The organism is Sphingomonas sp. Leaf10, assembly GCF_001421245.1.
In the GTDB taxonomy this organism is placed as follows: domain Bacteria; phylum Pseudomonadota; class Alphaproteobacteria; order Sphingomonadales; family Sphingomonadaceae; genus Sphingomonas.
The window spans coordinates 1-10,265 of record NZ_LMKE01000009.1 but is presented as its reverse complement, the minus strand read 5'-3'; the positions used below and the strand labels follow the sequence as shown (position 1 = coordinate 10,265).

Here is a 10,265-nt window from a genome sequence, read left to right as displayed (position 1 = left end):
GGGGGAGCGCGGCATACGGCAAGGTTGCGTTGCGCGGCCAACCCCCTCCACCATCCGCTGCGCGGACGGTCCCCCTCCCCACGGGGTGGGGAGGATTTGGGTTCCGCAATTCGCTCCGCCACCCTACATTCCCATCCATGGCACAACCGATCCACGAACTGACCGACCGCGCGCGCGACGTGTTTCGGATCGTGGTCGACAGCTATCTCGCCACCGGCACGCCGGTCGGCTCGCGCACCATCGCGCAACTGTCCGGCATGAACCTTTCGCCCGCCTCGATCCGCGGGGTGATGCAGGATCTGGAGGAAGCCGGCCTGCTCGCCGCACCGCATGTCAGCGCCGGGCGGATGCCGACCGAAACCGGCCTGCGCCTGTTCGTCGACGGCATGATGCACGCGATGGAGCCATCGGCGCAGGAACGTGCGACGATCGAGGCGCAGGCGGACACCGCCGGCCCGGTCGAGGAAGCGCTGGCCGGTACCGCCGCTGCGCTGTCGGGCCTGTCGGCCAGTGCCGGCGTGGTGCTGGTGCCCAAGCGCGAACCGGTGTTGCGACAGGTATCGTTCGTGCCGCTGTCGGGCACCCGCGCGCTGGCGGTGCTGGTCGGGGCGGACGGATCGGTCGAGAACCGCGTGCTCGACTTGGCGCCGGGCACCAGCATCGCGGCGCTGGTCGAGGCGGGCAATTACCTGACGGCGCGGCTGTCGGGTCTCACCCTGCCCGAAGCACGTGCCCGGATCCTGCGCAAAATCGGGCGGGAACGTGCCGAACTCGACGCGACCGCGCGCGCGCTGGTCGAGGCGGGGCTGGCGATGTGGAGCGAGGATGGCGGGCAGCGCCCGGTGCTGATCGTACGCGGCCAGGCGCGGCTGATCGACCCCGCCGCCGCCCACGACCTCGACCGCGTGCGGCAGTTGCTCGACGAACTGGAGGGCAAGGAAGAGATCGCCCGGCTGCTCGAATCGGCACAGGACGGCGATGCCGCGCGCATCTTTATTGGCTCCGAAAACAAATTGTTCGCATTGACCGGATCGTCGGTCATCGCCAAGCCGGTCCGCGCGCTGGACGGGCGCGTGGTCGGCGTGGTCGGCGTGATCGGGCCGGTCCGGTTGAACTATGCGCGCGTCGTGCCCATGGTGGATTTCACTGCCGCGACGCTGACGCGGCTGCTCGGCTGACAGGACAAGAAGAGACCCGAATGAACGACACTCCCGCCAACGACGATACGAACGACCTGCGCGAAGCCACCGCCGAGGCCGCGCCCGAAGTCGCCGAAGCGGATCGCCTCGCCGAACTCGAAGCCAAGCTGGCCGATTCGCAGGCCGAAACCCTCTATGCCCGCGCCGATCTGCAGAATGTGCGCCGCCGCGCCGAAAAGGAGGTGGCCGACGCCCGCGCCTATGCCGCGACCGCCTTTTCGCGCGACATCCTGTCGGTGGCCGACAATCTGTCGCGCGCGCTGTCGGCGATCCCCGAGGATTTGCGCGGCGACGACCGGCTGAAGGGGCTGATCACCGGCCTCGAAGCGACCGGGCGCGAGCTGGAAAGCGTGTTCGGCCGTCATGGCATCACCAAGATTGTGTCGGTCGGCGAGACGCTCGACCCCAACAAGCATCAGGCGATGTTCGAAGTGCCCTCGAACGACGCGGCACCAGGCACGGTCGTGCAGGAAATCCAGACCGGCTACATGATCCGCGACCGGCTGCTGCGTCCGGCGCTGGTCGGCGTGGCCAAGGCGCCGGAGGGCGGCGCCTGAACGAGGCGGTTCGGCCCGACCTGGCCACCCCGCCCCGGTTCGAACGGATCGTCCACCCCGAGGCGATCGTCGAGCCGGCGGCGCTGGCGGTTTCGCTCGCGGCACTCACCACCGGCGATCAGGACGGCACGGCGCTGCGTCGTGCCGCCACCGCCGCGCTGCGCGACGCGATGGCGCGCGGCCGGGCGGAGATCGAACAACGGCTGCGCGCCCGTCCCAGCCATGGGTTGGAAACGGCGGCGGCCTATGCCTATCTGACCGATGCGATCCTCGTCGCGCTGGCGGGCTTCATCGTCCGCTACGTCCACCCGAACCCTAATCCGACCGCTGCCGAGCGGATGACGCTGATCGCGGTCGGCGGCTATGGCCGGGGGGAGATGGCGCCGCATTCGGACGTCGATATCGGCGTGCTGACCCCGTGGAAGCAGACCGCCTGGTCCGAACAGGTCATCGAATCGATCCTCTATGCGCTATGGGATCTCGGGCTGAAGGTCGGCCATTCGTCGCGCTCGCTCGACGAAATGGTGCGGCAGGCGAAGGGCGATGTCACCATCCGCACCGCGCTGGTCGAGGCGCGCTATGTCTGGGGCGATACCGCGCTCTATGGCGAGGCGGCACAGCGCTTCAAGAACGAGGTGCAGGACGGGACCGCGCGCACCTTCATCGCCGAAAAGCTGGCCGAGCGCGACGCGCGGCACAAGAAGCTCGGCGACACACGCTATGTCGTCGAACCCAATGTGAAGGAAGGGAAGGGGGGCTTGCGCGATCTGCACGCCCTCTTCTGGATCGGCAAATACGCCTATAACGTCCGCCGCGCCGCCGATCTGGTGCGGGTAGGGCTGCTCAGCGCGCCGGAATTGCGCAAGTTCAACCGGGCGGAGGATTTCCTGTGGGCGGTGCGCTGTCACCTCCACCTCATCACCGGCCGGGCCGAGGAACGGCTGACCTTCGACGTGCAGACCGAGATCGCGACGCGGATGCGCTATAGCGACCGGGTCGGCAAGTCGCGCGTCGAACGCTTCATGCAATATTATTTCCTGCAGGCGAAGCGGGTCGGCGACCTGACCGGCATGTTCCTCAGCCACCTCGACGAAACCTATGCCGCACGCGGCAGCCGCTTCGGTTTCCCGCGGTTGCGGCGGCGACCGGGACGGTTGCACGGCTTCGTGCTCGATCGCGGACGGCTGGCGCTGCCAAAGGACGATTTCTTTGCCGACGATCCGGTACGGCTGATCGAAATATTCGCGCTGGCCGATCTGCACGGGCTGGAAATCCATCCGCTGGCGATGCGCGCCGCGTCGCGTGACGCGCGGCTGGCGGCACAGGTCCGATCGCACCCGCGCGCCAACCAGCTGTTCCTCGACGTGCTGACATCGCCGCGCGATCCGGAACTGGTGCTGCGCTGGATGAACGAATGTGGCGTATTCGGCCGCTTCATTCCCGATTTCGGCCGCATCGTCGCGCAGATGCAGTTCGACATGTACCACCATTATACGGTGGACGAACACACCATCCGCATGATCGGACTGTTGTCGCAGGTCGAGCGCGGCATTTGTCGCGAGGAGCATCCGCTCGCCACCGCGCTGTTCGGCGGCATCGTTCAGCGGCGCGCGCTGTTCGTCGCGGTGCTGTGCCACGATATCGCCAAGGGGCGCGGCGGCGACCATTCGATCCTAGGCGCAGAGGTTGCCGAACGGCTGTGCCCGCGCCTTGGCCTGACGCCGGCCGAGACCGAGACGGTGGCGTGGCTGGTCCGCTACCACCTGCTGATGTCGGCAACCGCGTTCAAGCGTGACCTCAGCGATTTCAAAACGATCCTCGATTTCACCAGCGTCGTGCAATCGCCGCAGCGGCTGCGGATGCTGCTGGTGCTGACCGTCGTCGATATCCGCGCGGTCGGGCCGGGCACATGGAACGGGTGGAAGCGGCAGTTGCTGACCACGCTGTTCGAAACCGCCGAGGAAGTGCTGCGGCTCGGCCACAAGCAGCGCGGCCGCGACGAACGCATCGCCGAAAAGCAGGAGCGGCTCCGCCAGACGCTGGGCTGGGATCGCGACACGCTGGCCGCCTATGTCCGCCATCTGCCGCCGGCCTATTGGATCGCCGAGCCTGACGACGTGATCGCCGCAAATGCGCGCATGGTCGACCAGTCGGGCGACGCGCGGCTGACGATCGAGACCAGCGTCGACGAGGATCGCGGCGCGACGCTGGTGACGGTCCATGCCGCCGACCATCCGGGGCTGTTCTATCGCATCGCCGGCGCGATCCATGCCGCGGGCGGCAACATCATCGACGCGCGCATCCACACGACGCGCACCGGCATGGCGCTCGACAATTTCCTCGTTCAGAATCCGCTGGGCGGTCCGTTCGACGAGGCCGGGCAGTTGCAGCGATTGAAGACTGCGATCGGCGACGCGCTGGCCAACCGCATGAAGCTGAACGACCGACTTGCCGCCAAGCCGCTGTCGCGCGCTCGGGCGGAAGCCTTTCCGATCGAGCCGAACGTACTGATCGACAATGCCGCGTCGAACCGGTTCACCGTGATCGAGGTCAATGCCCGTGACCGGCCGGCGCTGCTCCATCATCTGGCGCAGGCGCTGTTCCAGTCGAAGGTGACGCTGCATTCAGCACACGTCGCCACCTATGGCGAGCGCGCGGTCGATACCTTCTATGTCACCGACCTGACCGGCGACCGCATCACCGGGCAATTGCGCCTGAAATCGCTCGAACGGCGGATGCTCGATGCCGCGGCGGGCAAGGATTTCGGGGTGTTCGCTTAATTCCTTGCAGATCGATCGGGATTGCAGCAGGATCGGCGTATGGATCCGATCCTGTTGGTCGTTCTGGCCATCGCCGTTCTGATGATCGTCATCGTCACGATCGCATCGAACCCTCGCAAACGCCGCCGGTCGGATGGCAGCGGCGATGAGGCAATGTTCGTCGGCTGGTTCGACGGGGGCGGTTCCTCCGGTGATTGCGGCGGTGCGGATGGCGGGGGGTGTGGCGGCGGCGATTGATGCATTCAGCGGCTTCATCCATCGAGAACTTCGGCGGTGGTGAAGCTGACGCCCGGTCAGGTGACCGAAGTTGTTCGCCACGCTTCCGAACGGAATGCTTCCGGCAACGTATCGCCCCAAGGGTCGAACCCGAGCGTTTCGACCTTTTCGAACCATGCATTCCGCTGCGACGGCGGCAGTTTCTCCCCGCACCACGGGCAGTAGAACAGGCATTGTCGCGCTGAGCCAGCGACGATCCAATATTCGTCGAACCGGCTGTCATACTGAACCGATCCCCAGTCATTCTGCCTATGCCGATCCATATGTCCTTGCGACGTTGGCGTAACGGGCTGCTGCGGGTCGGGAATCGGTACCTCCATCGTTCGCCGTTGGCGTGATCACACGCGGCCGCCAGTCCCGCCGGCCTATGTGTATCCAGCGGATCCTGCCGACGGTTCGTCCTCTTTACTCTCTTTCGGGATAGCTCTGTGAAAGTCGCGTGTTTATTCGCACACTCACCGTACCCCCGACCTACTCGAAACCTCCGCGAATGCCATTCTTCATATCCCGGCGAAGGCCGGGGTTCCGTTCGCCGGCGTCAGTAAGATACGGAAAAGCCATTCCCGAATGGACCCGGGTTTCCGCCGGGATACGAGGATATTTGGCTGAGCGTGCGACGTTCGCAGAGATATCCTGCCAGTAAGAGAGCAAGTCCGCTGACCCAACGGGCCGTTCCCAAATGTCTGTAATTGATCCCGAATGACGTCACCGACGGATTGCCGGTCGTCCCTCAGTCTGTTCCACTATTTTTTCAACCGTGCGCCCGGCCGCTGCGCACTAAAAAAAAGCCGCCACGTCCGACCCGGACATGGCGGCTTTTTTGATCGAGTAACCGACGACGCAGCGCTTATTTCGGCGACAGCACCATCAGCATCTGGCGACCTTCCATGCGCGGATAGGCTTCGACCTTGGCGATTTCCTGCGTCGCTTCGGCGACACGCTGCAATACCGCCATGCCGAGCTGTCCGTGGCTCAACTCGCGACCGCGGAAGCGCATCGTGACCTTCACCTTGTCGCCCTCGGTGATGAACTGCTCGACCTTCTTCATCTTCGTATCATAGTCATGATCGTCGATGTTCGGACGCATTTTGATCTCCTTGATCTCCTGCGTCTTCTGGGTCTTGCGGGCGAGGTTCGCCTTCTTCTGCGCCTCGTACTTGAACTTGCCCACGTCGAGGAACTTCGCGACGGGCGGATCCGCGTTCGGCGATACCTCGACCAGATCGAGCCCGACCTCGGCCGCCTGCGCGATCGCTTCGCGCGTGAACATCACACCCAGATTCTCGCCCTCATGGTCGATCACGCGGACCTTCGGCGACTGGATGAACTCGTTGAATCGGGGGCCGTTCATCGGCGGCGGCGCATTGGGGCGACGCATCATGGGCGGACGGATAGGTGCTGCTCCTTCAGTGTTCGAAAGTCCTATATAGTCAATCTTGCGCGATTACGAAAGGTTCCGCGCAAGATCGGGTGCCAGCGATTCCGTCGACAACATCGCGACTAGGTCGTCGAGCGCGATGACCTGCTGTCCCTGACTGCCCAGCCGCCGCAATGCGACGGTGCGTTCCTCCGCCTCACGCTTGCCAACCACGACCAGCGCGGGGACCTTGGCGAGCGAGTGTTCGCGGACCTTGTAGTTGATCTTCTCGTTGCGCAGGTCGGTTTCGACGCGGATTCCGGCCGATTTCAGCGCGCTGGCGACCTCGTTGGCATAGTCATCGGCGTCGGACACGATCGTCGCGACCACCGCCTGCACCGGCGACAGCCACGTCGGCATGCGCCCGGCATGATGCTCGATCAGGATGCCGAGGAAGCGTTCGAAGGTGCCGAGGATCGCGCGGTGGAGCATCACCGGGCGGTGGCGATTGCCGTCCTCGCCGACATAGGTCGCGTCGAGTCGTTCGGGCAGCACCCGGTCCGACTGGATCGTGCCGACCTGCCACGTCCGCCCGATCGCGTCGGTCAGGTGGAATTCGAGCTTGGGCGCATAGAAAGCGCCTTCGCCCGGCAGTTCCTCGAACTTCGCCTTGATGTCTTCGGACAGGTTCGACGACAGCACCGCCTCGCGCAGTTCCGCCTCGGCCGTGTCCCACATCGCGTCGCTGCCGAAGCGCTTGTCGGGGCGCAGCGCCAGCTTCACCGCATAATCGGTGAAGCCCAGATCTTGATAGACCGAGTCGAGCAGTTCGCAGAAGTCGCGGACTTCCTGCACCAACTGATCCTCGCGGCAGAAGATGTGCGCGTCATCCTGCGTGAACTGGCGCACGCGCATGATGCCGTGCAGCGCGCCATGCGGTTCGTTGCGGTGGCAGCAGCCGAATTCGGCCATGCGGATCGGCAGGTCGCGATAGGACTTGATCCCCTGACGGAAGATCAGGACGTGCGCCGGGCAGTTCATCGGCTTCAATGCCATCATGTCGGCATCGGCGCTGACGATCGCGCCCTCATCCTCGGTATTCGGGATTTCGTCGGGCACCACGAACATGTTTTCGCGATACTTGCCCCAATGGCCCGACTGTTCCCATTGCCGCGCGTCCATCAACTGCGGCGTCTTCACTTCCTGATAGTCATGCGCGTCGAGCCGGCGGCGCATATACGCCTCCAGCTGGCGCCACATCATATAGCCCTTGGGGTGCCAGAAGACCGAACCCTGCGCCTCGGACTGGAGATGAAACAGGTCCATCTCCGCGCCCAGCTTGCGATGGTCGCGCTTGGCGGCTTCCTCCAGCCGGGTCAGATGCGCGTCGAGCTGCTTCTTCGACAGCCAGCCGGTGCCGTAGATGCGGCTGAGCATCGCGTTCTTCTGGTCGCCGCGCCAATAGGCGCCCGACACGCGCGTCAGCTTGAACGCCGACGGATCGAGCTTGGCGGTCGATTCGAGGTGTGGTCCGCGACACATGTCGAGCCATGCGCCCTGACGATAGATGGTCAGTTCCTCGCCCTCGGGCAGTTCGGCGGCCCACTGCGCCTTGAACGTCTCGCCCTGCTGGGTCCAGCGGTCGATCAGCTGCTGGCGGGTGACCACCTCGCGTTCGAACTTCTCACCCTTGGCGATGATCTTGCGCATCTCCGCCTCGATCAGCGGCAGGTCCTCGTCGGTGAACATGCCGCGGCCGGGAGCGGGCGCGAAGTCGTAATAGAAGCCGTCCTCGGTCGCCGGACCGAAGGTGATCTGCGTCCCCGGATACAGCGTCTGCACCGCTTCGGCCAGAACGTGCGCGAAATCGTGGCGATGCAGCTCGAGCGCGTCGGCCTCGTCCTTTGCCGTCACCAGCGCCAGCGACGCGTCGCCATCGAACGGCCGGTTCAGGTCGCGCACCTGCCCGTCGACGCGCGCGGCGATCGCCGCCTTGCGCAATCCCGGCGAGATCGCGGCGGCGATGTCCGCCGGCGTAGTGCCCGGCATCACCTCACGGACGGCACCGTCGGGAAGGGTGATGCGGAACATTGCGGACATGAAGGAACACCTGGAATGTCGGAGGATAAACGCCTGCCGACTAGCCGCTGGGCGCGGGGAGGGCAAGGTTGCGTGGGTTCGTCACTCGACGGCCGCACCGGCGTCGGTATAGGTGATCCGTATCCGGACCCAACTGCCGACCAGCGGCCGACCACCGACGCGCGGCGGCAGGATGCGGAACTGCCACGCCGCCTGTCGCACTGCGCGCGCCAGGCCCGATCCGCTCGCCGACTGGCCGATCTCGCGGCAGTCGGTCACCTGGTTGTTGGGGATCGTCCGGCACGCGACCTCGCCCCAGCCCGGTTGCGAACGACGCGGCAGATAGGTCGACAGTTCGGCATGGGTCGGTCGGCGGTACCAGTCGGCGGCGTACAGGCGCTCGCCACCGCCGCTGCCGCCGCCGGCATCGGCCTCCGCATCGCCATCGCCGCTATCCCCCGCCGCGGTGCCGGCGCCGACCCCGTCGGCGCCGCGCGTACCAGGCGTGATGGCGGCGCGCGCGAATTCACGACCGGTCATCGGAATGACTTTCGACCAGACGTCGGAGGGTCGCTCGGCAGGGACCAGCGGCGGGGGAATGTCGGGTGGTGGTGTGACCGTCGCGGTCGGTGGCGCGGTTGCCGCGCTGCCGGCAGCGGCCTTGCGCTGCACCTGTTTGGCGGGTGCGGCCGCCGGTGCGACCTGATCGGCGGGCAGCATGTCGACGACCAGCGGCGATTTCTCGCCCGGCGGCGGCAACATCATCGTCGGCGCGATGCGCAGCAACAGCCACAGGATCAGCACATGGATCGTAACGACCAGCGCCAGCGTCGTCAGGCGGCGCGACAGCGGTGGCGGGCTTTGCGCCGAGAACCGTTGCTGAATCACCTGCGTCGCCACGCCGAAGCCCCTAGCGCAGCCGACGCATCAGGGCGACGGGAAAGAGCGGGGGCCCATCACGATCCGTTCCGATCCGGTCTGGGCCCGCGCTATGATGTGGCAGCAACGGGCATTTTCTTCGGACCAAGCATCATGCGCACCCCGTGCGCGCCATAAAGCTCCACGGTCTTGAGGCGGCCTTTTGCCAGCACCCTGGTGACGACGAGGCCGGCAGCGACCAGCGAAAGCGCGCCGAGAGAATGTACGTTGCCGAAGGAGGTGTTCTGCGCACCCACCGCGTTCGGCGACAGGACCTGGAACAATATCGCCGCGACGATGCTGTGGATGAGATAGATGCCGAACGAATATTTCGCGATCGCTCCGATCGCGCGGCCAAATATTTACTGCCTGCCGATGTCCGGGGAATGTTGCATCGATTTTTCGTGCCGGTCGGTGATACTGGACGCAATATGTCGGAAACCGGCTCAGCGCGGTTGTTGTCGCGCGCCCAAATCTTCCAAGGCCGCTTTCAGCAGGCCAATTTTTTCCGACGCTATTCCTTCTGAAACGCAATCGGGTACGGCGCGGTTATCTGTTCCGAAAAAATATTGGCACCAGATACTTTGGTCGGTGTCCCGTTGATCGGCTCGGAATATCTCGAATAGTACATTACGCAATTCGGTGGCAGCGACCATGTCTCACCCCTAGACAAACTGGCCGCTTTCGCGCCCTGTCCGTAGCGGTAGCGATTTCACTATATGAATCCTATAGTGTTTTAAGATGATTGTACGGTGATGTGCTGCCGCTCGGTCGGACGATGGCGGAAGGACGCCTCCAGTCACGCCGCAACTGCCGAGGTCCGAACGAAGCGCCTCCGGGCGCCGGGGGTGGAATATGTGTAAGGGAGCGGCGGCTCACCCAGCCCTTCCTGTTACCAGTTCCGAAACGCGGACGTAGTTGGAAGATCGACCTGTGTGATGCGTTCTACGCATTGCGTTGCCGTGCCCGAGCGGGGGGCAGATGTTATCAAACAATCTCGGTATATTGTGTGTTGGTGGTTCCGCCGCTTGATACATCGGCTGTGACGTGACCCCCGTTTCTTCATCCACGTTGAACTAGAGACCGGCCCTTGAAGGGA

General features: G+C 64.9%; 10 protein-coding genes. 5 read left to right on the top strand and 5 right to left on the bottom strand.

Annotation, left to right across the window (positions count from 1 at the left end; translation table 11 throughout):
* Nucleotides 1-137 precede the first annotated feature (137 nt).
* Genes hrcA through ASE59_RS08625 form a run of 4 tightly spaced genes read left to right on the top strand, consistent with a single transcriptional unit; the run spans nt 138 to nt 4,773 of the window.
* Nucleotides 138-1,178, top strand: coding sequence for a heat-inducible transcriptional repressor HrcA (gene hrcA, locus ASE59_RS08640; RefSeq protein WP_056455145.1), 1,041 nt, complete (start codon nt 138-140; stop codon nt 1,176-1,178).
* A 20-nt stretch (nt 1,179-1,198) separates the two neighbouring features.
* Nucleotides 1,199-1,756: a nucleotide exchange factor GrpE gene (grpE, locus tag ASE59_RS08635; RefSeq protein WP_056455143.1), complete on the top strand. Its 558-nt coding sequence runs from the start codon at nt 1,199-1,201 to the stop codon at nt 1,754-1,756.
* 47 nt (nt 1,757-1,803) lie between these two features.
* Nucleotides 1,804-4,536 carry a [protein-PII] uridylyltransferase gene (locus ASE59_RS08630; RefSeq protein WP_414899167.1) on the top strand — a complete coding sequence of 911 codons (2,733 nt, stop codon included), beginning with the start codon at nt 1,804-1,806 and terminating at the stop codon, nt 4,534-4,536.
* Between the two features lie 39 nt (nt 4,537-4,575).
* Nucleotides 4,576-4,773, top strand: coding sequence for a hypothetical protein (locus tag ASE59_RS08625; protein WP_056455136.1), 198 nt, complete (start codon nt 4,576-4,578; stop codon nt 4,771-4,773).
* 56 nt (nt 4,774-4,829) lie between these two features.
* Here the strand turns inward: ASE59_RS08625 and ASE59_RS08620 are convergent, their stop codons facing one another.
* The 5 genes from ASE59_RS08620 to ASE59_RS08600 form a co-directional block, all read right to left on the bottom strand.
* Nucleotides 4,830-5,132 (bottom strand): DUF6980 family protein, encoded by a 303-nt coding sequence (locus tag ASE59_RS08620; RefSeq protein WP_414899165.1) that lies wholly within the window; start codon nt 5,130-5,132, stop codon nt 4,830-4,832.
* A gap of 527 nt (nt 5,133-5,659) precedes the next feature.
* Nucleotides 5,660-6,193 carry a translation initiation factor IF-3 gene (gene infC / locus ASE59_RS08615; protein WP_056455131.1) on the bottom strand — a complete coding sequence of 178 codons (534 nt, stop codon included), beginning with the start codon at nt 6,191-6,193 and terminating at the stop codon, nt 5,660-5,662.
* A 63-nt stretch (nt 6,194-6,256) separates the two neighbouring features.
* Nucleotides 6,257-8,269, bottom strand: a complete 2,013-nt coding sequence (gene thrS, locus ASE59_RS08610; RefSeq protein WP_056455128.1) for a threonine--tRNA ligase — start codon at nt 8,267-8,269, stop codon at nt 6,257-6,259.
* An 81-nt stretch (nt 8,270-8,350) separates the two neighbouring features.
* Nucleotides 8,351-9,148 (bottom strand): hypothetical protein, encoded by a 798-nt coding sequence (locus ASE59_RS08605; protein ID WP_056455125.1) that lies wholly within the window; start codon nt 9,146-9,148, stop codon nt 8,351-8,353.
* A gap of 89 nt (nt 9,149-9,237) precedes the next feature.
* The gene (locus tag ASE59_RS08600; protein WP_056455122.1) at nt 9,238-9,450 is read right to left on the bottom strand and encodes a hypothetical protein; all 213 of its coding nucleotides are present in this window, start codon (nt 9,448-9,450) and stop codon (nt 9,238-9,240) included.
* 18 nt (nt 9,451-9,468) lie between these two features.
* Here ASE59_RS08600 and ASE59_RS20040 point away from each other — a divergent pair, with 18 nt between their 5' ends.
* Complete coding sequence (locus tag ASE59_RS20040) at nt 9,469-9,693, top strand: hypothetical protein (RefSeq protein ID WP_162235283.1); 225 nt, start codon at nt 9,469-9,471, stop codon at nt 9,691-9,693.
* Nucleotides 9,694-10,265 lie beyond the last annotated feature (572 nt).

Coding starts and splice junctions, on each gene's coding strand:
- hrcA (WP_056455145.1), top strand. CDS start 138: ATGGCACAACCGATCCACGAACTGACCGACCGCGCGCGCGACGTGTTT.
- grpE (WP_056455143.1), top strand. CDS start 1,199: ATGAACGACACTCCCGCCAACGACGATACGAACGACCTGCGCGAAGCC.
- ASE59_RS08625 (WP_056455136.1), top strand. CDS start 4,576: ATGGATCCGATCCTGTTGGTCGTTCTGGCCATCGCCGTTCTGATGATC.
- ASE59_RS08620 (WP_414899165.1), bottom strand. CDS start 5,132: ATGGAGGTACCGATTCCCGACCCGCAGCAGCCCGTTACGCCAACGTCG.
- infC (WP_056455131.1), bottom strand. CDS start 6,193: ATGATGCGTCGCCCCAATGCGCCGCCGCCGATGAACGGCCCCCGATTC.
- thrS (WP_056455128.1), bottom strand. CDS start 8,269: ATGTCCGCAATGTTCCGCATCACCCTTCCCGACGGTGCCGTCCGTGAG.